14 protein-coding genes and 1 riboswitch are annotated in these 23,532 nt (G+C 66.2%); of the genes, 7 read left to right on the forward strand and 7 right to left on the reverse strand.

Annotation, left to right across the window (positions count from 1 at the left end):
- Nucleotides 1-48 precede the first annotated feature (48 nt).
- Nucleotides 49-1,914 carry a sensor histidine kinase gene (locus tag GE073_RS02475; protein ID WP_228551238.1) on the reverse strand — a complete coding sequence of 622 codons (1,866 nt, stop codon included), beginning with the start codon at nucleotides 1,912-1,914 and terminating at the stop codon, nucleotides 49-51.
- A 433-nt stretch (nucleotides 1,915-2,347) separates the two neighbouring features.
- Nucleotides 2,348-2,391: riboswitch (PreQ1 riboswitch) on the forward strand.
- Between the two features lie 168 nt (nucleotides 2,392-2,559).
- Here GE073_RS02475 and queC point away from each other — a divergent pair.
- Genes queC through queE form a run of 3 tightly spaced genes read left to right on the forward strand, consistent with a single transcriptional unit; the run spans nucleotide 2,560 to nucleotide 4,782 of the window.
- Nucleotides 2,560-3,270: a 7-cyano-7-deazaguanine synthase QueC gene (gene queC, locus GE073_RS02480; protein WP_153784642.1), complete on the forward strand. Its 711-nt coding sequence runs from the start codon at nucleotides 2,560-2,562 to the stop codon at nucleotides 3,268-3,270.
- Nucleotides 3,267-3,953 (forward strand): 6-carboxytetrahydropterin synthase, encoded by a 687-nt coding sequence (locus GE073_RS02485; protein WP_153782706.1) that lies wholly within the window; start codon nucleotides 3,267-3,269, stop codon nucleotides 3,951-3,953. Before queC ends, GE073_RS02485 begins: the two co-directional genes overlap by 4 nt.
- The gene (queE, locus tag GE073_RS02490; protein WP_153782707.1) at nucleotides 3,946-4,782 is read left to right on the forward strand and encodes a 7-carboxy-7-deazaguanine synthase QueE; all 837 of its coding nucleotides are present in this window, start codon (nucleotides 3,946-3,948) and stop codon (nucleotides 4,780-4,782) included. Before GE073_RS02485 ends, queE begins: the two co-directional genes overlap by 8 nt.
- Here the strand turns inward: queE and GE073_RS02495 are convergent.
- Together GE073_RS02495 and GE073_RS02500 are read right to left on the reverse strand one after the other, a co-directional pair.
- Nucleotides 4,740-5,204, reverse strand: coding sequence for a hypothetical protein (locus GE073_RS02495; protein WP_153782708.1), 465 nt, complete (start codon nucleotides 5,202-5,204; stop codon nucleotides 4,740-4,742). The two genes, queE and GE073_RS02495, sit on opposite strands and share 43 nt — an antisense overlap.
- Nucleotides 5,205-5,288: 84 nt before the next feature.
- A complete protein-coding gene (locus GE073_RS02500) occupies nucleotides 5,289-6,779 on the reverse strand; it encodes a hypothetical protein (protein WP_153782709.1) in 1,491 nt (496 codons plus the stop codon).
- Nucleotides 6,780-6,954: 175 nt separating this feature from the next.
- Between GE073_RS02500 and queF the strand changes: the two genes are divergently transcribed.
- Nucleotides 6,955-7,464 carry a preQ(1) synthase gene (gene queF / locus GE073_RS02505; protein ID WP_153782710.1) on the forward strand — a complete coding sequence of 170 codons (510 nt, stop codon included), beginning with the start codon at nucleotides 6,955-6,957 and terminating at the stop codon, nucleotides 7,462-7,464.
- 485 nt (nucleotides 7,465-7,949) lie between these two features.
- On the opposite strand, the gene GE073_RS02510 is transcribed toward queF, so the two are convergent.
- The 4 genes from GE073_RS02510 to GE073_RS02525 all read right to left on the reverse strand — a co-directional run bounded on the left by GE073_RS02510 (nucleotide 7,950) and on the right by GE073_RS02525 (nucleotide 19,573).
- On the reverse strand, nucleotides 7,950-9,356 hold the full coding sequence (locus GE073_RS02510; protein ID WP_084136781.1) for an amino acid permease: 1,407 nt from the start codon (nucleotides 9,354-9,356) through the stop codon (nucleotides 7,950-7,952).
- A 350-nt stretch (nucleotides 9,357-9,706) separates the two neighbouring features.
- Complete coding sequence (locus tag GE073_RS02515) at nucleotides 9,707-13,999, reverse strand: S8 family serine peptidase (RefSeq protein WP_153782711.1); 4,293 nt, start codon at nucleotides 13,997-13,999, stop codon at nucleotides 9,707-9,709.
- A 246-nt stretch (nucleotides 14,000-14,245) separates the two neighbouring features.
- Nucleotides 14,246-18,361: a S8 family serine peptidase gene (locus GE073_RS25910; protein ID WP_323744185.1), complete on the reverse strand. Its 4,116-nt coding sequence runs from the start codon at nucleotides 18,359-18,361 to the stop codon at nucleotides 14,246-14,248.
- A gap of 342 nt (nucleotides 18,362-18,703) precedes the next feature.
- Nucleotides 18,704-19,573, reverse strand: a complete 870-nt coding sequence (locus GE073_RS02525) for an AraC family transcriptional regulator (RefSeq protein ID WP_028597978.1) — start codon at nucleotides 19,571-19,573, stop codon at nucleotides 18,704-18,706.
- A gap of 168 nt (nucleotides 19,574-19,741) precedes the next feature.
- On the opposite strand from GE073_RS02525, the gene GE073_RS02530 reads away from it, so the two are divergent.
- The 3 genes from GE073_RS02530 (at nucleotide 19,742) to GE073_RS02540 (ending at nucleotide 23,441) form a co-directional block, all read left to right on the forward strand.
- Nucleotides 19,742-21,766, forward strand: a complete 2,025-nt coding sequence (locus GE073_RS02530) for a peptidase G2 autoproteolytic cleavage domain-containing protein (RefSeq protein ID WP_153782712.1) — start codon at nucleotides 19,742-19,744, stop codon at nucleotides 21,764-21,766.
- 80 nt (nucleotides 21,767-21,846) lie between these two features.
- Complete coding sequence (locus tag GE073_RS02535; RefSeq protein WP_228551239.1) at nucleotides 21,847-22,875, forward strand: helix-turn-helix transcriptional regulator; 1,029 nt, start codon at nucleotides 21,847-21,849, stop codon at nucleotides 22,873-22,875.
- Nucleotides 22,876-22,937: 62 nt separating this feature from the next.
- Nucleotides 22,938-23,441 carry a DinB family protein gene (locus GE073_RS02540; RefSeq protein ID WP_028597976.1) on the forward strand — a complete coding sequence of 168 codons (504 nt, stop codon included), beginning with the start codon at nucleotides 22,938-22,940 and terminating at the stop codon, nucleotides 23,439-23,441.
- Nucleotides 23,442-23,532 lie beyond the last annotated feature (91 nt).

The following is a 23,532-nucleotide window of genomic DNA, read 5'->3' on the forward strand; positions in this document are numbered from 1 at the left end:
AAGGGAGGGGCGGCAAAAGCGGCGGCCGACGTCCCGGAGAGGGAGGGCCTAGCGTTCCTCGGCTCCCCCGGGCTCGCCGGACCCGCTGTCGCTGCCGTCCGGGAACCAGAGCGTCACCGTCGTGCCGGCCCCAGGCGCGCTGTCGATGTCGAGTCCGGCGGCGTTCGGGCCGTAGACGAGCCGCAGCCGGTCGCGGATGCTCTGCAGGCCGAAGCTGCCGCCCTCGTCCTGGCCTTGCGGAGGCCGCTGCAGCCGCTGGCGCAGCGCTTCCAGCGCCTCCGGCGCCATGCCGCGGCCGTTGTCGCGCAGCGTGACGACGATGCGCGCGCCTTCTCCCCGCGCGGCGGAGATGTCGAAGTGGTTGTCGTCCCGCTCGGTGTCGAGGCCGTGCACGATGTAATTTTCCATGACGGGCTGCAGCGAGAGCTTCACGACGGGGCGTCCGGTCAGGCTGTCGTCCATGCGGATGGAGTAGGCGAACCGGTCCTTGTAGCGGATGCGGAACAGCTCCAGGTAGCGCCGGCCGAGCTCCAGCTCCTCGCGCAGCGGCACGAGGCTGCGGCTGCCGACCATGCTGCGGAACAGCACGGACAGGCTGTAGATCATCTCCGCGACGTCGTCCGCACCGCGCGACACCGCCCGCATGCGGATGACCTCGAGCGTATTGGACAGGAAATGAGGGTTGATGCGCGCCTGGATCGCGGACAGCTCGGTGCTGCGCTGCCGCAGCTCGGCCTTGTACTCCTGCTCGATCTGGCGGTTCAGCTGGTCGAGCATGCGATTGAAGCCCTGGCCGATCTGCCCGAGCTCGTCGCCGCGCTCGTCCTGGATGCGGCCGGCGAAGTCGCCGGACTCGACGCGCCGCATGAGGCGCACGAGGCTGCCCGTGCGGCGCGCCACGCTCGCCACGGCGATGCCCGGCAGCACGACGGCGAGCAGGATGCCGATCCCGCTCAGCAGCATCACCGTCCGCCGGAGGCCGGCGGACGCCGCCTCCAGCTGCGCGTCCGGCACGACGCCGACGACCGAGTAGCCGGCCAGGCTGTCGCTCAGCACCGCCACCTGCGACGGCCGGTCGAGCGCCGCCGCGGAGTCGAGCGTGCTGATGCGCGAGGCGTACGGGTAGATGGAGCCGTAATAGCGGCCGGACGAGTCGAACAGCACCTGGCCTTGCGGCGTCAGCACGAGCACGTAGCCCTTGAGCTCGTCGAGATAGGGACGGAGGGCGGAGACGAGGCTGTCCGAGCTGAAGTGGACGAGCAGCTGGCCGGTTTTTTGCAAGGTGCCGGGATTGTTGACGGCCGCCCGCACCGCGTAGAGCCGGTCGGCGTCGAGGCCGAGCTCGCGCGCGACCCACGGATTGGGCGCGGAGATCGTCGGCAGCTCGAGCGCCATCGCGTCGGGGATGAACGATAGCGCGGAGTTCAGCTCGCGCAGCTGCGGGCTTCCGCCGGCTTTCCACGCATACAGGTACTGCTCGACGGAGCTGTACAGCATGAGCTGGCGGATCGAGCTGTCGGCCGCGAGCCGGCGCTCGAAGTACGTGATGGCGTTGCCATAGCCGGCGCGCGGCTCGTCCGCATAGCGGTCGATGCGGTAGCGGAAGTAGTCGGCGAACGGATGGGACAGCAGATAGGTGACGTTTTGGCTGAGCGCCTGGTCCTGGTAAATGTCCGCGACGATGCGCTGCACGCTGTCGCTGCTCGCCTGCAGGCGGGCGGACACCGCTTCCATCGCGCGGCGCTGGTTGGCGAGGATGTCGCTGCGCACGGACTCCGCCATGAAGGCGTACAGCAGGTAGGCCAGCGTCACGATCGTCAGCACTGAGATGGCCGAGAGCGTCGCGAGCAGCTTCGAGAACAGGTTGTTCTTGACGTACGTTCGGTAGAAGCTGCGCGCCTTCATCGCCTTCATCGGCGGGTCCTCCTTTCGCGCGGGCTTCCGCGCTATGCTCGAATGCCGCTCATTATAGCATACCGGGAGGACGGGCGTGGAGCGGGGCGGGCGCGAGGGCGGTACGCGGCAGGGGCTTTGCGGGCGGGGAGAAGCGGGAGGGACGCGGAGCGTGGGGCGGGGCGTGGGGCGGATATGGAGGCGGGCGTGGAGAGACGGATGAGAAGCGAAGTGGACGAGGAGAGGGAGCGGAGAGAGGGGGAGCGAAGCGTGAGGGAGCGGCGGACGGGGAGCGAAGGCGGGTCGGGAGGAGAAGCGGACGGGCAGCGGAGCGTGGGTCGGGGCGCTCCCGCTCCCGTGCGGGCAGGACGGTAGCCAGCGGCCGCGCGCTGTGCTATGCTGGTGGGGACAACCGAAGAGTAAAGTCCGGCGCGGCCCTATGGGGCCGGAAGTGCCGGGAGAGGTTCGCGAACTCCCTCTATAAAAAACTACAAGCACACGATTCCGCCGGGGATCCGTGTGTTTTGCGTTCGGCGGACAGCCGTTCCTCGCGAGGCGAGGGGCGGGCTGCCCGCCGTTTTCTTTGTCCGCGCGCGGAAGAAGGAATTGGAGAATCGCTTGGCTCTCTCTGCCGGTTCGGTCGGTCAGGAGAGGAGAAGGTTAATGATGGTGGACAGGCTTGAGGGAGGCTCCCTCGATAAGCGGAAAGGCAAGGCGGTCGTCGTGTTCAGCGGAGGCCAGGACAGCACGACCTGCCTGTTTTGGGCGCTGCAAAGGTATGAGGAAGTGGAGGCGGTGACGTTTCGCTACGGGCAGCGCCATGCGCTGGAGCTGGAGTGCGCGGCGTCCATCGCCGCGGAGCTTGGCGTCCGGCACCATGTGCTGGACATGAGCCTGCTCGGGCAGCTCGCGCCGAGCTCGCTGACGCGCAGCGACGTCGCCGTGGCGGAAGCCGCGGAGGAGGGCGGGTTGCCGAATACGTTCGTGCCGGGCCGCAACCTGCTGTTCCTGTCGTTCGCGGCGGTGCTTGCGCAAGGCGTCGGCGCCAAGACGATCGTCACCGGCGTCTGCGAGACGGATTTCAGCGGGTATCCCGACTGCCGCAACGTGTTCATCCAGTCGCTGAACGTCTCGCTGAACCTGGCGATGGACGAGACGTTCGTCATCGAGACGCCGCTCATGTGGCTCGACAAGGAGCAGACCTGGGAGCTGGCCGACCGGCTCGGCGCGTTCGAGTTCGTACGGGAGCGTACGCTCACCTGCTACAACGGCATCCCGGCCGACGGCTGCGGAGAATGCCCGGCCTGCAAGCTGCGGCGCGCGGGACTGGACAAGTACATGGCTCGGCGCGGAGCGAAGGAGGCGGCGCGAGGATGATGCATGCGATCTATCCGGCGCCCGCGCATCCGTTCCGCTACGAGCTGAACAAGGAGTTTCATTTCGCGGCGGCGCATTACATTCCGGCCGAGGCGGCGGGCCGCTGCAGCCGCGTGCACGGGCACACCTACTATTGCAACGTCACCGTCGGCGGCGACCGGCTGGACGAGTGCGGCTTCCTCGTGAACTTCTCGGAGATCAAGAAGCTGGTGCAGGACCGGTTCGACCATCGGCTGCTCAACGAGGACGAGCTGTTCGGCGGTCCGGCGCGGCTGCCGAATGGAGGCGAGGCGGCGGAAGCGGTGATGCAAGGCAGCCAGGCGGCGGAAGCGATGCGGCACGGCAAGGCGGAGGCGGCGATGGGGCAAGGCAAGGCGGCGGCGCGAGGCGCTTGGGCCGAGCGGGCTGCAGCTGTGGAAGCGACGGCTGAGCAAGGAGCCGCGTCTGGCGCGGTCCGGCACGGCAAGGCGGCGGGTGAGGCTTGGCAAGGCAGTGCGGCGATTGCCGATTCGGCGCTGGACCCGGAGCGGTTCCCGACGACGGAGGTCGTCGCCCGCACCGTCTGGCAGCTCGTGCAGGAGGAGCTCGACCGCCGCGGCAACGGCGCGCGCTGCCTGCAGGTGTTCCTGCGGGAGACGCCGTCGAGCTATGTGATCTATCGCCCGGAGGCCGCTCATGGCTGAGCGGCGCACCCGCATCCCCGTGCTGGAGACGTTCGGCCCGACGGTGCAGGGCGAGGGCATGGTGATCGGCGTCAAAACCTGCTTCGTCCGCACCGCCGGCTGCGACTACAGCTGCTCCTGGTGCGACTCGGCGTTCGCCTGGGACGGCAGCGCCAAGGACGACATCCGCTGGCTGGAGCCGGAGGACGTGCTCGAGGAGCTGAAGGCGCTGTCCGGCGGCGAATGGCCGGGGCATGTCACGCTCTCGGGCGGCAACCCGGCGCTGCTGCCGCAGCTCGGCGGGCTGATCGCGCTGCTGCGGAGCGGCGGCACGATCGTCGCGCTCGAGACGCAGGGCAGCCGCTGGCAGGACTGGTTCCTGGACGTCGACGAGCTGACGCTGTCGCCGAAGCCGCCAAGCTCGGGCATGGCGACCGACTGGGCGCGGCTGGGCGAGATCGTGGAGCGGCTCGCAGCGGCGGGCCGGTCGCCGAGCCTGAAGGTCGTCGTCATGGAGGAGCCGGCGAGCGAGGCGGGATCGGCAGCCGGGACAAGCGCAGCGAGCGAGACAGGCGGAGCAAGGCTGGCAGTCCAGGCGGATGGAGCGAGCCGCCAAGGAAGCGACCTTGCCTACGCCAAGGAGGTCCATCGCCGCTTTCCGGCGGTGTCGATGTTCCTCCAGGCGGGCAACGACCGGCTCGACGAGCCGGACCCGGCCGCGCTGCGCGAGCATCTGGCGGCGCGCTACGAGCGTCTGGTCGATGCCGTCATGGCCGACCCGGACTGGCGGCACGTACGCGTGCTGCCTCAGCTCCACGCCTGGCTGTGGGGCAACAAGCGCGGCGTGTGAGACGGCTCCGGCGCGCTGAGGGAGTCGAGAGTGCCTTGAATCGCGAGGACGAGGCGAATCGGCGCGCTGAGGGAGTCGAGAGTGCCTTGAATCGCGGGAACGAGGCGAATCGGCAAGGCGAGGGAGTCGAGAGTGCCTTGAATCGAGGGAACGAGGCGAATCGGCACGCCGAGGGAGTCGAGAGTGCCTTGAATCGAGGGAACCAGGCGAATCGGCGCGCTGAGGGAGTCGAGAGTACCTTGAATCGAGAGGACGAGGCGAACCGACGCGCTGAGGGAGTTGAGAGTGCCTTGAACGGAGGGAACGAGGCGAATCGGCACGACGAGGGAGTCGAGAGTGCCTTGAATCGCGGGAACCAGGCGAATCGGCGCAACGAGGGAGTCGAGAGTGCCTTGAATCGCGAGGACGAGGCGAATCGGCACGCCGAGGGAGTCGAGAGTGCCTTGAATCGAGGGAACGAGGGAACCCGGCGCGCTGCCGCCCGCGGCGCGGCAAAAAGCCTCCCGCTAAGCGGAAGGCTCCTCTTTGTCCGACACTCGGAACACGTAGCCGAAGTCGCCCGACTTGACGGGCGAGCCATAGTCCTTGACCCAGGTGCGGTAGAACACGCTGGAGCCGTTCTTGCGGGTGACGATGATGTAGTCGGGATCGTTGGCCTTGGCCAGATCGGTCACGTAGACGGGGAAGCCGTGCATCGACTGCTCGAACGCGGTCCAGCCGAACACGGTCTTGGTATCGTCCGTGATGAACGGATCCTGCCGCCCGTCCGAGAGCACGTCGCCGCCGCGGAACATGACATAGCCGGACGAGCCGTACAGCGTCATGACCTTCGGCCGTCCCGGGCCTTCGAAGTCGGAGAGGATGTAGTCCATCTCCTTGACCGGGTACTTGAACGAATTGGGCAACGGCACATGCTGGAAGTTGTACACGGCGTTCACCGCCAGCCCGACGGCGAGCCCGGCGGCCAGCGGAGCGATCCCGACGCGCAGGCGGAAGCGGCGCAGTCCCGGCACGTCCTCGATGACGACGGCGGCGAAGTACAGGACGAACAGCCACAGGAACAGGTGGTACTTGTAGTTCGACACGCCGAGGAAAAAGATGCCGAGCATGAACTCGAAGCGGAAAAACCGTCTTTTCACGCTGAATGGCAGCAGCGCGACGAACGACAGCAGCATGAGCGTCGCGGTCAGGTTGCCCATGCTGTTGAACTGGATCGCCTTCCACTCGTTGATGAGCAGGTTGAAGTTGTCCTGCGTGACGGTGAGGATGAACAGGATGCTCTTCGCTCCGCCGGGATTTAGGAAGCCGACACCGAGCACGGACAGAGCGACGACGAGCCAGCGCCAGCCGACGCGGCGGCGGAGCAGCCGGCGCGTCACGAGCGCCTCCAGCAGCGCCATCCCCAGGAACACGACGATGACGGGCCAGACGCCGGAGTGGAAGTTCGCGATCAGCAGCGACAGCAGCGGCAGCAGCACCATGTAGCGGGCGGCCGGCCGCAGCTGGAACTCGCGCAGGAACACGAAGAACCAGACGATGAGGAACGCCGAGATCATCTGCGGCCTCGTCGTGAAATAGATGTCGTAGATGCCCCACAGCACCGGCAGCAGCAGCAACGTCAAAATCGCCTCGCGGCCGCGCGAGTCCAGGCCGAGCTCGCGCCGCGAGACGAGCATCATGCGGTAGAGGCCGAGCGCCAGCAGCAGCAGGCAGGAGGCGGTCAGCAGGTAGGTGCCGGCCCAGCCGAAGGCGCGGTACAGCCAGGCGATGACGACCTGGAAGCCGATCTCATGCGGGACGTAGGGCAGCTTGTCGTCGCCCCAGAACGTATGGATGGCGGTGTGCGGGACTTGGCCGGTGTCCAGCACCTGGCCTCCGACCTCGATATGCCAGAATGTATCGGGGTCCTGGTAGGATTCGGCCGGCGGCATCGTGAAGACGACGACGCACAGCACGATGACGGCAAGAGCCGCGGCGGCGGCGAATCGGATTTTCATGGGACGCGCTCCTTGCGGACATAGTTCCCTTCATTATAGGGGCAAAGGCCCGGCTTCCACAATGCGGCAGAACGGCTGTGCCGAGGGTGGCGGCGAGCGGGAGGGAATGCCCGAGATGGGCCTTCTCGCGGCGCGGGGCGCAGGATTATTTTCGACGACAAAGGAGAAGGAACGAATGAGCGAGATCGAGCAAGGAAGAAGCAAAGAGGAGCTGAGCGGCGTCACGCTGCTCGGCAACCAGGGGACGCAGTATCCGATGACGTACGCGCCGCAGGTGCTGGAGAGCTTCGTCAACAAGCATCCGGGGCGCGATTACCGCGTCAAGTTCAACTGCCCGGAATTCACGAGCCTGTGCCCGATGACGGGCCAGCCGGACTTCGCGACGATCACCATCGCCTACATCCCGGACGAGCTGATGGTCGAGAGCAAGTCGCTTAAGCTGTATCTGTTCAGCTTCCGCAACCACGGGGACTTCCACGAGGACTGCATGAACATCATCATGAACGACCTGATCGCGCTCATGCAGCCGAAGTTCATCGAGGTGTGGGGCAAGTTCACGCCGCGCGGCGGCATCTCCATCGACCCGTACTGCAACTGGGGCCGCCCGGGCACGAAGTACGAGCAGATGGCGGAGTACCGCATGATGAACCTGGACCTGTACCCGGAGAAGATCGACAACCGCTGAGGCGGGGGCGAGGGCTGGAGCATTCTGCGAGGCTGCAAGCCGAAAAAGTCGGGTTGCAGGCGAACGTGATCGCGGTTTGAGGGCTGCAAGCCGAAAAAGTCGGGTTGCAGGCGAACGTGATCGCGGTTCGAGGGCTGCAAGCCGAAAAAGTCGGGTTGCAGGCGAACATGAGTGCGGTTCGAGGGCTGCAAGCCGAAAAAGTCGGGTTGCAGGCAACCCGGCAGCGCTGGCGAGAAGAATCCAGCTGTTGAGCGGAGCAAACCCTTCCTTGGAACGGGACTGGCATCCGACCGGGACAGCGCGAGAACGCTGAAGAAGCCTATAGAAAGCGTCCCATCCGCTTGCGAAGCGGATGGGACGCTTTTTGCCTCTTGAGGCGAGTCTGTCGGTTGAGGCAGCACGGGAAAGGCAGTGGCGAGCCAGTCCGGGCGCACGCTCCTCGACCGCCGACGCCGCATGCTAGCAAGCAGCGCCGGCGAAAGCGGCTACTCCTCCGGGTCCAGCCGGCACTCCTGCAGCGGGCGCAGCTTCGTGCGATGCTTCCACTTGTGGCCGAGCCAGATGGCGAGGAACAGCGGCAGGCCGAAGTAGGAGGCGACGATGTACGCCCAGTCGACCCGGCCGTCCGAGAGGCCGCCGACGAACTGGCCGCCGATGACGACGGCGCACAGCCCCATCGCCAGCAGCGGACCGAGCGGGAACCACTTTGCGCGGTAGGTCAGCTCGTCCAGCGAGCGGCCCTGAGCCGACCAGGCGCGGCGGAACCGGTAGTGGCTGATCGCGATGCCCATCCACACGATGAAGCCGGTCATGCCGGAGGCGTTCAGCAGCCAGACGTAGACGACGCCGTCCCCGAAGAACGAGGCGAGGAAGGCGAGCAGGCCGAACGCGCCCGTCACGAGCAGCGCCGGCACCGGCACGCCGCGTCCGTTCACGCCGGCGAGCCAGCGCGGAGCCTTGCCTTCTTTGGCGAGCGTATAAAGCATGCGCGTGCTGGCGTAGAGGCCGGAGTTGCCGGCGGAGAGCACCGAGGTCAGGATGACGGCGTTCATGACGGACGCCGCGATGCTGAGGCCGGCTTTTTCGAAGACGATCGTGAACGGGCTCTGCGAGATGTCGCTGCTCGCCAGCTCCTCCGTCGTGTAGGGAATGAGCAGGCCGATGACGAGGATCGCCAGCATGTAGAACAGCAGGATGCGCCAGAAGATCGTGCGGATCGCGCGCGGCACGCTGCGCTTCGGGTCCTCGCTCTCGCCGGCGGCGACGCCGACGAGCTCGGTTCCCTGGAACGAGAAGCCCGCGGCCATGAAGACGCCGAGCACGGCCAGCATGCCCATCGGGAACGGGTTGTCGGTCAGGTTGGCGAAGCCGGTGCCGCCCATGCCGGTGTCGCCCATGCCGTCGCCGCGCCAGATGCCGACGACCATGAGCAGGCCGACGGCGATGAAGACGATGACGGTGACGATCTTGATCATCGCGAACCAAAACTCGGACTCGCCGTAGGCTCGCACCGACAGCAGGTTCAGGCCGACGAGCAGGGCGAGGAACAGCGCGGACCAGAGCAGCGAGCTGCTGCCGGGCAGCCAGTATTTCAGGATGAGCGTCGCTGCGGCCAGCTCTGCGGCGAGCGTGATCGCCCAGTTGTACCAGTAGTTCCAGCCGATGGCGAAGCCGAAGCTCGGCTCGACGAAGCGGCTCGCATAGGTGCTGAACGTGCCGGACACCGGCATATGCGTCGCCATTTCGCCCAGGCTCGTCATGAGGAAGTACACCATGAGGCCGATGAGGCCGTAGGCGAGCAGCGCTCCGCCGGGTCCGGCGCTATGGATCGCGCCGCCGCTGGCGAGGAACAGCCCGGTGCCGATCGAGCCGCCGAGCGAGATCATCGTCATATGCCGCGTTTTAAGGCCTCGGCGGAGGCCGGGTTTGGCTGAGGGGGTCGGGTGCGGTTGCTCCACTTGAAGTCATCTCTCCGTTTCTTTACTTATAATAGGGCAACTTATCTATAGTAGGCGATGCAGAACGATGGCTCAAGCGAAAATATTCCCAACTTAACGATAAATGTTGCAGGCGGGAAGCGGCGGCCTAGAAACGAGGGGAAGAAACGGACCTGGATTCATCCGCTGCGCGCGTATCCTCCAAGACGCGGAAAAGCGCCCTGCCGACCGGCAGGGCGCTTCCTTTATTCATTCCAGGTGATAAGACGTTGCCGCGCAGGCGCAGGCGCTCCGAGCGCCGGCGGTCAGATCAGCTTCGCGGCGGCCAGAAGCTGATCGATTACGCCGGCGGCCGCCTCGCGGCTGATGATCGGCACGCTCGTGTACCACTTGCCGGCCAACCCGCCGAGGCTGGAACCGGCGGACGCGGCTCCGCCGCCGAGCAGGCCGGAGCCGGAGGCGATCGCCCGGGCGTCCGCGTTCAGCGGCGAGAACGCCGCTCCGGCGCCGTTCGCTGAGACGGACCCGGTGAACGTGTCGCCGTCCACAGGAGGCAAGCCGAATGCGCGGCTGATCAGGTCGTCGAACTGGGCGAGCGTCAGGCGCGTCTTGGGCGAGAACTTCGTCTCTGACGTGCCGTCGATCAGCAGCTTGTCGGCCAGCCGCTGGATGCTTGCCTTGTACGGCGAGCCGCCGATGTCGGTGAAGGCGGCCGTCCGCTTGGCGGCCGTGTAGACGGCATAGCCGGGATGCGAGACGGTGACGGTCGTCGTCCCGTCTGCGTTGGCCGCGAACGTCGACGGAGCCGGCAGCGCCTGGCTGCCGTACCGGTACAGCGCGCCGGCCTTGGAGGCGTCGCTGCCGGCGTCCAGCACGAACGCATGCCGCACGAACGCGCTAGCCGGAATCGGCAGCGGCTTCGGCGCCGCTCCGGCGCTGGCGACCGAGCCGAGCTCGAACGCCACCGGCGACCCGAGCAGCGTCGTGCCCGGGCGAGCCGCCGCGAATGCCGCGGCCTGATCGGCTGCGTCGCGGATGGCGAGCTCGGCGCCCGCGCCCTTGGGCAGCGAGGCGAGCAGGTACAGCGGCAGCTCGGCGGCGGCCCGGCCTGCGTTCAGCGCGATCGAGCTGCCGAGCGGAGCTTTGGCGAGCGCCGTCGCCTGCGAGGCGCTCAGCGACAGGCGGACCGCTCCGCCGTCCTCCAGCCAGGAGCCGCTGACGACGAGCGCGAGCGGTTTTTTCGCGCCCTTGAGCGCGGCGGCAATGTCGGCATCCGTCACGGTGACGAGACCGTCAGCGGAGACGGAGGACTTCAGCTGCAGCTTCGTCTGGGACGGGCGCAGCACGCCTTTCAAGGCGCGCTCGCCGAGCTCGGCCGGCACGCCCTTCAGCGCGACCGGCACCTGGACGGTGTCGCGGATCGTCGGCACCGCGGCCGAGGCGATCGTGACGGTCAGCGTCACGGTGTCGTCCGTCTTGGGACGGGCGGCCAGCACGCCGTCCGCCGCGATCAGCTGCGGCTTGTCGCTGCCCGTCACCGCGTACGTGACGCCTTGGCGGACCGGCAGCTCCAGCACCGGCTTGCCGACGGCCGTCGTGTTGACGATGTTGGCCTGGAACGCCTCCTTGGCGTTCGCGACGAGGCCGAGCTCCGTCTTGTTGTAGGCGACGGCCATCGACCTGGTCGTGAAGTACTGGTTCACAAGCTGCCTGTTGGCGTTGATCTCGGTGGCGACGACGTAGAGCGTGTACGTGCCTTCCGGCAGCTTCTTGTAGATCGGCAGGCCGTCCTCGTCATAGCTGTCATAATACATCTCGTCGAGGCCGCTCACCGTATACCGGCCGGCAGGGAAGGAGCTTCCGATGCCCGCATCGGCGAGGAACAGCATGCCGATGTAATCGTCGTTCACGTCGTACACTTCCAGATCGATGAGGTTGACGCCATCGGCGTGGAGCGTGAAGCTCGCGTCGATCGTATCGTTCACCCCGTCGCCGTCCGGCGAGAGGATCGGGCTGGACAGCGTCAGGTCCTGGATGCCGAAGCCGTTGTCCGGCAGCCGGTCGCCGACATGCAGCGCGAACGGCAGGCGCAGCGTCGGCAGTCCCGGAGCGGTCAGCACGACGGAGCCTTCATAGGCGCCCTCGGCCGCATCGTCCGCGACGGAGGCGGTCAGGGAAAAGCTTGCCGTGCCTCCGGCCGGAGCGGTCACGCCGCCGCCGGACAGTCCGTCCAGCGAGACGGTCAGCTTGGACACGTCCGGCGTCTCGATCGGATTCGCCGGGTCGGAGGTGACGGACGGGTGCAGCTCGACCGAGGCGGCGTACGTCACCGCGGAGCCGGAGGTGTTTTTGACGCGCAGCTGAGCCGACGGAGCAGCCGCTCCGGCCGGCACGACGCCGAAGCTGTAGCTGCTGCCGAAGTTCGTCACGTCCAGCGGATGGAGATCGCCGTCCAGCAGCTGGAGCGGCTCGACCGTCTGCAGCACCGCCGGCGTCCGGATCGCCTGGGCGATATTGGCGCGGCCTCCGCCCTGCGAGTAGACGTCATAGAGCGTGCCCGTCTCGTCAAAGATCGCATCCGCCGTATTCGCGAGCGCGGCGCGGATGTCCATCGGCGTCCACTCGGGATGCTGCTGGCGCAGCAGCAGCGCCAAGCCCGCCGTATGCGGCGAAGCCATGCTCGTGCCGCTGATGCGGTTGTACGCCTCGTCGTACGAGGCATCGGGATTTGCTTTGCCGTAGGCCGGCCAGGTCGAAAGGATGTTCACGCCCGGAGCGGTGACGTCCGGCTTGATGCCGAGCTTGCCGTCGGAGGCCGGCCCGCGCGAGCTGAAGCTCGCCATGCGGTCGCCCGGCTCGACCGTGAGCGGGTAGTCGGCGCCGAACTGCAGCGTGAACGCCGCCTCCGGATGCGCCAGCACGATGCGGGCAAGCTCCCGGCCCGGGGCGCCTTCCATATCGAACGTCGGGAGATAGCGGAAGCTGTCTCCGAAAAAGCCGACCGGACCGATGAAGCCGTCGCGTCCGGGGATCGACTCGCTCAGGTTGGCCGCCGCGCCGGCGTTCAGCCCGTTGAAGATGATCAGCGCCTTGGCGCCATGCTCCTTGGCGATGGCCGCCTTGTCGACGAAGGCGAGCGAGCCGCGCGAGACGAGCACGATCTTGCCGGCGGCGTCGAGTCCCTCGTAGTCGCTCTCCGCGCCGAGCCCGGCATAGACCGCCTCGACCGGCTCGGTGCCGATGATCGACGCGAAGTCCTCCGCTCCGGTGCGCCAGCCCATGGCGTTCAGGCCATAGTCGAGGCCGCCGTAGGCGACGTCGGTGACGGTGTGGCTGTAGACGGTCGCGCTGACGGTAGCCGCGTAATGGCTGCTCGGGCTGCTCGCCGCGCCGACGGAGATGGCCAGCTGGCTCGACGCCGGCGAGCCCATCGAGTAGTAGTAGCGTCCCTCGTCCGCGGCGTTGCCGTTCGCCACGACGGCGATGACGCCGGCGAGCACGGCATTGTTGACCGCGATCGCGTCCGGGGAGAACGGGTCCTTGACTTCGTCGGCGCCGAGCGACAGGTTGATGACGTCCATGCCGTCCTTCACCGCGCGCTCGATGCCGTCGATGACCTGCGCCGAGGAGCCGGACGAGCGGCCCGTCTCGGCGTTGTAGCCGAGCACCTTGTAGGCGTGCAGCTCGGCCTCGTAGGCGACGCCTTTTTGCACGACGTCCGAGTCCGCTGCCGCGCGGCCGACGATCGTGCCCGAGACATGCGTCCCGTGCGAGGTGCCCGGGTTGCCGGTGGCGGCGTTCGGGATTTCCTCATAGGGGTCGTCGGTGTTGAAGTACGAGTCGTGTCCGCCCTTGTACGCTCCGGCCAGATCGGGATGCAGGTAGTCGACGCCGGTGTCGATGACGCCGACCTTGAGCCCGCGGCCCGTCAGCCCTGCGGCCCAAGCTTCCGGCACGCCGAGCTGCTTCAGCGGGTCGATGTCGCATTTGCACTCGGAGGAGAGGGCCGTCGGCGAGACGGTCTCCGCCGGAATGGCGGAGTACGTCAGGTTCTCATGGATCGACTTGACGCCGGGGAGCAGGGCGAGCAGAGGAATCTGGTTCGCCGGCAGCTCGACCTCCATGCCGTTCAGCACGGTGTCGTAGCGATAGGTGACCTTCAGCGACAGGCCGCGCTGGCGGGCGGCCGCGAGCAGCGCTTCCTGCTCGGCGTCGACCTCCGAGGGCGTCACCGCAGCGGCCGGCGCGAGCCCTTGGCGGGCGGCGAACTCGGCTTCCGCGACCGCGGCTCCTTCGAGCTGCAGGATGACCTTGACGCGCGCCGAGGATTTTGTGTCGAGGCTCGGCGAGATGAGCGCCGGCGTCGTGTCGGCTGTGGCGAGCCCCCGCGCGCGCGACGGGGCGAGAGCGGAGCCGGACGGCGCCAGTCCTTGCTGCAGGCGGCTCTGAAGCAGCGCCTGCGAGGCGGCCGTGGCGGAGCTGGATTCGGCCAGCTCGCCGGCGATTGCGGCTGGGGAAGCGTACGTGCCGCCGGGCAGCAGCAGCGATGCCGCCAGCGCGGCCGCGATGAAGTTGATTTTGTAGCCTTTCTTGACCATGATTTCCCTTCTTTCCGGATGGATTTGCGGTTGCTTTGAATTCGCCGCATGACGGGCGCCTCCTGCCTCCTTTGGAAGAAATGGCGCTTAAGGATCAGAATAATCAGATAAATGTCGAATCAGTGAGAAAGAAGTACCATAGACGAGAATAAAAGAGAAAAGCACCAGGACCTAGTGTCGGATCCTGGTGCCTTTCGGGAGCTGCGGCCGGAGAGCGGGGGAGCGCCTCCCGGCCGCGAGGGAAAGCTAGATCAGCTTGGCGCCGCTCAGCAGCTTGTGCAGCACGGTCGCCGCCGCTTCGCGCGTCGTCGAGCCGAGCGGATCGAAGGCGCCTGCGGAGCCTTCCATCAGTCCGGATGCCGTGACGGCAGCGATGCTTTCCTTGGCGAACGCGCCGAACTTGCCGGCGTCGCTGTAGGTCGTGAACTTGCCGCTATCCGACTTGGCTCCGGCCAGGTCGGCCGCTTTGGCCAGCATGACGGCCAGCTCCTGGCGGCTGATGATGCCGTTCGGACGGAACGTGCCGTCGGCGTAGCCGTTGATCAGGCCGGCCGCATAGGCCGCGCTGACGGCATCCGTATACCAGGCGCCGGAGGCGAGGTCGGTGAACGGAGCTTTGGACGTCGTCGTGAGGCCGAGGCCGCGCGTCAGCATCGCTGCGAATTCGGCGCGGGTCACGCTCGCTTTCGGCGTGAAGGCTCCGGCAGCGGTGCCGTTCAGCAGCAGCTTGTCGGACAGCGACTGGATGCGGGACTGAGCCCACGAGCCGGCGATGTCGGTGAAGGCCGCGCCGCCGCTTGCCGCAGCGTAGGTAGAGAAGCCAGGGCGGCTGACGACGACGGTCGTCGTGCCGTCCTCGTGCGTCGTGAATACGGCTGGAGCCGGAGCTTGCTTGCCGCCCGCGAGGAACAGCACGCCCGCTTTTTCGGCGGAAACGCCTTTGTCCAGCGTGAAGCTGCGCTTCAGGAACGTTTTGGACGGAACGTTCAGCGGAACGGAGCCGCTCGCGCTCACGACGTTCGCCTCGAAGGCGACTGGCGTGCCGAGCACGGTCGCGCCGGAGAACTTGGACGCTTCATCCGCGGCGGAGCGGATGATCAGCTCCAGTCCGCTGCCGGCCGGCACGGAGGCGAGCACGGACAGAGGCAGCTCAAGCGATTCCTTGCCGGTGTTCAGGTAAAGCGCGCTGCCGGCCGGAGCCGTGCCGAGCAGCTGGAGTTGATCGGCCGGCAGGCTCAGCTTGGATGCTTTGCCGGATTCGGCCGCCGCGTTTACGACGAGCGCCAGCTTGACGCTGCCGGTGCCGATCGCCGCTTGCAGGTCGGCGTAGGTGACCGTCGTGACGGTCGCTGCGCTTTCCGAGGCGGTCGTGCTCTTCACGGTCGTCTGCGCCAGCCCTTGGGCTGCGATGGCTTTCAGCGCCTCGCCGGCTGCCGCAGGCGCCGGAGTCGGAGTCGGGGACGGAGCGACGATCGGGCCTGGGAAGCCTCCGCCGCCGCCGCCGGTGCTGTAGTTGCTGTTTACGACGGAGAATGGAATGTAGCCGAGCGTTTGCGCGGCGACTTTGCCGTTTGCAATTTTCGCCGCGACGATCGTGAACGCGTAGGAGCCGTCCTTGAGCGCTCCGTCTACGTCCTCATAATCCGCATCGAGCGAATAGATGCCGTTGAAGCTGTGCTTGTACGTCTTCTTCTCCAACGCCTTGGCAGAGCCGGTGGCGTCCGTGACGTTGAGATAGCCGATCGTATCGTCATTGATGTCGGAGATGGCGACCTCGTAATAGTTCATGCCTTCCGCAGCCAGGCGGAAGCTCAGCTCGATGCTGTCATTCACGCCGTCGCCGTTCGGAGACAGCTGGCGCGAGGTAAGCGCTACGTCCTGGATGCCGTAGCCCGTGTCCGGCGTCTTGTCGCCGACATGGACGACGAACGGAATGTGCAGATCCGGATGGCCGGCCGATTTCAGCACGACCGAGCCTTCGTAGACGCCCGCCTCCGCATCGGCTGCCGGCTTGACGCTCAGGCTGAACGGCTGCTTGCTGTAGGCGTTGGCCGTCACGGTCTGGCCGGTCAGTCCGCCGAAGGAGACTTGGATCTTGCTCGTATCCGGCGTGGCGATCGGGTTTGCCGGATCGGACGTCACGCTCGTGTGCAGCTCGTAGGAAGCCGTGTAGGTAAGAGCTTTGTCCGACACGTTGTTGAGCTGCAGCGTGATGGACTTCTCCGCGCTGCCGGCGGCCATGACGCCGAAGCTGGCGTTGTCGCCGTAGTTGGTCGTCGGCACCGGATTCATGTTCACGTCGTACAGCGTCAGCTGCTCGACGGTCTGCAGCAGGGCCGGAGTTTCCAGCGCCTTGGCGACGTTGACGCGGCCTGCGCCTTGGGAATAGACGTCATAGCGGATGCCGTCCTCGTCGGAGATCGGATCGGCGGTGTTGGCCAGCGCCGCGCGGATGTCGAACGGCGTCCACTCCGGATGAGCCTGCTGCAGCAGAGCCGCCAGGCCGGCTACGTGTGGCGTCGCCATGCTCGTGCCGCTGCTGCGGCTGTACGCTTCGTCATAGGACGCGCCCGGGATGCCCTTGCCGTAGGCCGGCCAGGTGGACATGACCGCGACGCCCGGAGCGACGACGTCCGGCTTGATGCCGAGGATGCCGTCGGCGTTCGGTCCGCGCGAGCTGAAGCCCGCCATGCGGTCGCCGGGGTCCTGCTCGGACGTGTACTTGGCGAAGTCGAACCAAACGTTGGAGTTGCCGCTCGCGGTCGCGAAGCGTGCCAGAGCGCGGCCGGTCTTGCCGTCCAGATCGAGCACCGGAACGGTGAAGCCGTCGCCGTAGAAGTTGCCGATCTCGCCGTCGCGGTCCGGAATCGATTCGCTCAGGTCCGCATTGCCTTTCAAGTCATCTTTGCCGTTGAAAATGACGACCGCCTTGGCTCCATGCTTGCGGGCCTGGAGGAACTTGTCCACAAACGTCGTCGAGCCGCGGGAGACGAGGACGATCTTGTCCTTGACATCCTTGTCTTTATAATCTTTTTCGGCGCCCAGATTCACGTAGATCGCTTCCTGAGGTCCGGTGCCGATATCGGATGCGAAGTCGTTGTGCTTGATCATCCAGGAGACGATCGGCAGGTCAAGATCATACACGGAGCCGGTCACCGTCTCCAGGCTGTCCTTGCGGTAGACGGATGCCGTCACTTCCGCGCCGTATGTAGCGCTCGGGCTCGTCGCCGCGCCGACGGAGATGGACAGCTGGCTCGACGCCGGGGAGCCCATCGAATAGAAGTGCTGCTCCGAATCCTCGGCGTTGTTGCCGTTGGCTACGACTGCGACGACGCCGGCGAGCACGGCGTTGTTGAGCGCGATCGCATCCGGCGTGAACGCGTCCTTGGCATCGTCGGAGCCGAGCGACAGGTTGATGACGTCCATGCCGTCCTCGACCGCATGCTCGATGCCGTCGATGACCTGCGCGGAGGAGCCGGAGGAGCGGCCCGTCTCATAGTTGAAGCCGAGCACCTTGTACACATGCAGCTCCGACTCGTACGCGACGCCTTTTTGCGAGTACTCGGTCTCGTTCGCTTCGCGGGAAGCAATCGTGCCGGACACATGTGTGCCGTGCGAGGTGCCAGTGTTGCCGCTCTTGGCGTCCGGGATTTCCTCGTACGGGTCGTCATCGTTGAAATAGGAATCGTGGCCGCCTGCATAGGCGTCCTTCAGGTCCGGATGCAGGTAGTCGACGCCGGTGTCGATGACGCCGACCTTGATGCCTTTGCCGGTGATGCCTTTGGCCCAGGCATCGGGAGCGCCGATCTGGGTCAGCGGGCTGATGTCGCACTTGCAGTCGGCCGGGTCCGCGCCGAGCGGAGTCGGGCTCGTATCCGGAATGGAGTAGAAGGTCCGGTTCTCATAGACCGACTTGACGCCGGAGAGGGAGGCGAGCTTCGGAATCTGATTGGCCGGGAGCTCGATTTCCATGCCGTTCAGCACGGTGTCGAACTGGTACGAAACGTCCAGGGAGATGCCGAGCTTCTGCGCCTGGGAGATGAAGCGGGACTGCTGCCCGCTGATGCTGGCCTCGGTCGCTTCGGCGCTCAGGGACTTGACGCCCATTTTCGCGGCGTATTTGCCTTCGGAGATGGAAGCTCCGTCGAGCTGGACGATGACCTTGATCCGTTCGGAGGAGGTCGTGTCGAGGCGAGGAGAGATGAGCGGCTGCAGGCCTTTGGACAGGCTGCCGGCGAGGATGCCCGGCGTCACGGCCGGCTCGGCCGCTGCTGCGGTCGACGCGAACGGCGTCAACACGAGCGCTGCGGTCAGCGTGGCCGACAGCGCCTTGGAGATGGCTTTGCGTTTCGAATTGTGCAAGCAAGGACCTTCTTTCTGTAAAAGGATGAGGGCGTTGTTGAGATGACAGCTTAAATAACATTGACGGTCGATAATTCTGTCATCTTTCAACAAAGTAATCTAAGAATACTCTGACAAATTGGGCTTGTCTAGCAGAAATTGGGGAAAAACAGATGTGTTTTATGCGTCTATACGCTGAAACTTTACCCGATAATTGCGGTGATGCTTTACTACAATGATTTATTTTCTTGCTCGTTTTCAAATAAAAGCGAAAAAACGCCCGTTTCTTAAAAAAGAAATGGGCTGTTAGTCTTGATTTTAGAATAGGTCTATGTGATCATATCTGACGCGAATCGACAGCCGTCACATCCCCCGCCGATACCGGTCGGGCGACACGCCCATCAGGCGCTTGAACAAGCGGCTGAAGTGGGCGGGATGCTTGAAGCCGACCGCATAGCCGACGTCGGTGACGGAGGCGTCCGGCTCCAGCAGGAAGCGGATGCGCGCCTGGTTGATGCGCTGCCGGTAAATATAGTCGAACAGCGCCACGCCGGTCACTTCCTTGAATGTGCGCGACAAGTAGGAGCGGCTCACATGGAGCTCGCTGGCGATGCCGCCGAGCTCCAGCTCCTCGCTCAGATGCCGCTCGACGTAATCCATCGCCTCCTGGGCGATCGCCTCCTTGTCGCGGGAGCCGCGCCCTCCCCCGCCCGCCCCGAGGCGCAGCGGCTCGCGACAGCGCTCGTAGACGAAGCAGAGCAGGTCTTCGAACGCCAGACGCAGCCGCCGCGCGGCGACCGCGCCTTCCTCCCCTTGATGCCGATGCATGCGCAGCAGCAGCTCCTCGGCCTCGGCCCGCAGCTCGCCCCGCAGCTGCAGCCGGTAATTGCGGAGCTCCTCGAACGGCTGCAGCAGCGGCACCGAGCCGGGCAGGCCGGTATGGGCGGACGGCGGCTCGGCGGCTCGCAGCGGCTCGGGATCGAAGTGGATGAAGCTGCGCACGTACGGCGCAGGACCGGAAACCTTCGGCCGATGCAGCGTCATCCCGTACATGAGCAGCATGTCGCCCGGCTCCAGCCGGTAGATCCGGTTGCCGATCAGGTAGGTGCAGTCGCCTTCATGAAAATAGTAGATTTCATAATGGGTATGGGAATGGAAATCCGGCAAGACCGGGTAGGTCGAGCGGTACGAGAATTCGATCATCCCTTGCCGGTCGCTGATTGCCGGGAGCATGTCGTTCGCCTCCTCGTGGGACGGATAGTGCCAGCATAGCATTCCCCATCGCGAGTGACCAGCCTCTTTCCAATGGGTCGTTGCCGCGCCGCCCGGACGAAATCCGATTGGATGAATAAAGTGAACAAGCTTGACCAATACGAGATTCATAGAACGGGAGGAAGGATCATGGATTGTCAGAGAAATGCGGCCGGTCCCTGCTCCACGGCGGAAGGCTCGGCGACGAACAGCCTCGGATTCGCTTCCCATGCGGAAGGAATCGAGACGCTCGCCCAAGGGAGCGGCAGCCATGCGGAAGGCTACCTCGCGGAGGCGATCGGCGACAGCTCGCACGCGGAAGGCTCGGGCACGGTCGCCCAAGGCTCCGCCTCGCACGCGGAGGGCTTCCGTACGACGGCGAGCTCGGACGCGTCGCATGCGGAAGGCAGCCAGACGAGCGCATCCGGAGGAGCCTCGCACTCCGAAGGCTCGGGCACGTCGGCTCCAGGCATCGCCTCGCATGCCGAGGGCCATTTGACGGCGGCTTTCGGCACGGGCTCCCATGCGGAGGGCTATTTGACGGAAGCGACGGCGGACAGCGCTCATGCCGAAGGCTCGACGACGGTCGCGGCCGGCTCGGCGTCCCATGCGGAAGGCTTCCGCTCGATCGCGGAAGCGGATGCGGCGCACGCGGAGGGCAGTCTGACGACGGCGGTCGGAGCGTCTTCCCATGCCGAGGGGGAGGCGACGCGGGCGCTTGGAGCGACCTCGCATGCCGAGGGCTACATGACCGAAGCGGCGGCGGACAGCTCCCACGCGGAGGGCTCGACGACGACGGCGGGCGGCTCGGCATCCCATGCGGAAGGCTTCGAGACGACGGCGGGCAATACGGCGGCTCATGCGGAAGGCATCCTGACCAACGCGGCCGGAGTCGCCTCGCACGCCGAGGGCGACGGCACGGCGGCGATCGGCGAGGCGTCTCATGCGGAGGGGACGGCGACGCAGGCGGAAGGAGACTTCTCCCATGCGGAAGGCAACGGCTCGCAGGCGACCGGACTGACCTCCCATGCGGAGGGCGGCGGCTCGATCGCAGCGGGCAACTACTCGCATGCGGAAGGGTACCAGACGCAGTCGCAAGGAAGCTATTCGCATGCGGAGGGCTTCCAATCGCTCGCTACCGGAGTCGTCGCCCATGCCGAGGGCGGCTATACGACGGCATCCGGCCTGTATTCGCATGCGGAAGGCTACTACAGCCAGGCCACCGGCGGCGTGTCCCATGCGGAAGGAGGCAGCGCGACGGCTTCGGGCGAATACTCCCATGCGGAAGGCTTCAACAACACCGCGCAGGGATACGCCTCGCATGCAGAAGGGAGCAACACGGTGTCGAGCCAATTCGGCTCGCATACGGAAGGCGTCAATACGGCGGCGTCCGCCTTTGCCAGCCATGCCGAAGGACTGAATACGACAGCCGCCTCTTCCGGTTCCCATGCGGAAGGCGAGTCGACGACGGTGCTGGCGGGGCATTACAACTCCCATATCATGGGCCAGTACGGCTCGACGCTTTACCCGTACTCCTGGCATGTCGCCAACGGCGCCAATGAGGCGGCGCCGGGCTTGGCCGCCGTGCTTCAAGGCAGCACGGGCAACATGTATATCGACGGCACCTACAATACCGGCGGAGCCGATTACGCGGAGATGTACGAGACGGCGGACGGGGCGGCGCTCGAGCCGGGGTGCTTTGTGACGCTGGCAGGGATGAAGATCCGCAAGGCGGAAGCCGCGGACACCTATGTGCTCGGCATCGTGAGCGGCTCGCCGGCGATCGTCGGCGATGCGGCCGAGCTGCGCTGGCAAGGGGCTTATCTGCGCGACGAGTGGGGCCGGGTCCTGTATGAGGACTTGCTGGTGCCGGAGCGCTTGGACGAAAACGGCCGGCTGCTGCAGCCGGCTTCGACCCGGACGGTGCCGAAGCTGAACCCGGATTGGGATCCGTCGCGCCTTTACGAATCCAGGCGGATGCGGCCGGAATGGGTCGCCGTCGGCCTGATGGGCAAGCTGCTCGTGCGCGACGACGGCACCTGCGAGCCGGATGGCTGGTGCCGGCCTGCCGCGGGGGGCACGGCGACGGCCGCTCCCGGCGGGTACCGGGTGCTGGAGCGCACGGGTCCTTCGCAGATCCGGATCCAGTTCGTTCCTCCTTCTATTTCGCAATAGCGCCCTTGATGGCGGAGGCCGGGCAGGGTACGATAGCCGCAGGAACTCAGTCTGGACGAAAACGAGGGAGGATGGGCGCGATGAAGCTGGACCGCCTGCTTGCGATTACGATGCTCATGCTGGGGCGGAAGCGGATCGGCGCCAAGGAGCTGGCCGAGCGCTTTGAAGTGTCGCTGCGCACCGTCTATCGCGACATGGAGACGCTCAGCATGGCCGGCATTCCGATCGTCTCGTACGCCGGAGAGGGCGGTGGCTACGAGATCATGGAGGGATACCGGCTGGAGAGGCAGTTTCTGACGATGGAGGAGCTGCAGGCGCTCGTCGTCGCCCTCAAAGGCATCTCCTCCACGCTCGAGGACCGGGACATCTCCCGGCTGCTCGACAAGGTCGGGGCGATGCTGTCCTCCGCGGACCGGGAGCGGATCGGCGGCGCGTCCGAGGAGATGGTCATCGACTTCAACCCGTGGGGAGGCGGCGCGCGGGAAAAGGATAAGGTCGCCACGCTCCGGCAAGCGATCCGCGAGCGGCGCGTCGTCCGCTTCGCCTATACGGATGCCGGCGGACAGCGGACGGAGCGCAGCTGCGAGCCGTACCGGCTCGTGCTCAAGGGCTACGTCTGGTATATGCACGGCTTCTGCCGGACGCGGCAGGATTGGAGGCTGTTCCGCCTGTCGCGGGCGCGCGAGCTGGAGGCGGGCGCAGAGACGTTCGTGCGCCGGGAGGATCCAGGCGGCGAGGAGTCGCTCGCCTGGTTCGGCTCGGGCATGGAGGGAGGGCATCGCGTGAAGGACATCGCGGTGCTCTTCGAACGGCAATCGCGGACCCGTGCCGAAGATTACTTCGGCACGCTCGACAGCGTGATCCGGATGGAGGAGCGGCCGGGCGGCGCGCTGCTCGTGGAGTCGCGGCAGCCCGACGAGCCTTGGCTGGTCGCATGGCTGCTCGGCTTCGGCACGGGCGCTCGCGTGCTGTCGCCGCCGGAGCTGGCCGAGGCCGTCCGGGCCGAGGCGGAGGCGGTCGCGCGCCTGTACGGCGTTGCCGGCGAGCGGGAGCAGGCCGCCGCTGACAGGCAGCTGTCAGCGGAAGCGGGTTATGCTCGGAGAGGCTAGCGGCATCTCTTTGCTTCGCAGGGAGGCGCGGCCGGAATCGATCTCCGGGAGGATGAAATGAAATGTTCAAGACCGTTGATGAATTCGTAGAGGAATGGACGTTGGAGTCGAAGGGGACGCTGCGGATGCTGCAAGCCCTGACGGACGCTTCTCTGACGCAGCCCGTTTGGGAAGAGGGACGGAATCTGGGGCGGCTGGCCTGGCATATCGCGTTCAGCCCGTACGAGATGCTGACGCGCACGGGGCTGCGGCTCGCGGAGCCGGGGCGGGAAGAGGAGGTGCCGGCGTCGTCGGCGGACATCGCCGCGGCGTACGAGCGCTCGGCGAGCAGCATCGCCGATGCGGTGCGGGAGCAGTGGAGGGACGGCGATCTTGCGACGCGGCATGACATGTACGGGGAGCCGTGGTCCAATTCGCTCACGCTGAGAATTCTGATCCAGCATGAAGTGCATCATCGCGGCCAGCTGTCCGTGCTCATGCGCCAGGCCGGCTTGCGCCCGGTCGATCTGTACGGACCGGTGCTGGAGGATTGGGCGGGCTTCGGCATGCAGCCGCCGCGGGTGTAGCTCGGCCGGCGAGGAATAGCTCTCCTCAGTGGCAAATATGGCACGGAGAAGCTCCGCCGTCGGTTGCCGGGGAGTTCGAAGAAATCCTTTT

The sequence above is a fragment of the Paenibacillus sp. B01 genome, assembly GCF_009649995.1.
Classification (GTDB): domain Bacteria; phylum Bacillota; class Bacilli; order Paenibacillales; family Paenibacillaceae; genus Paenibacillus_O; species Paenibacillus_O pasadenensis.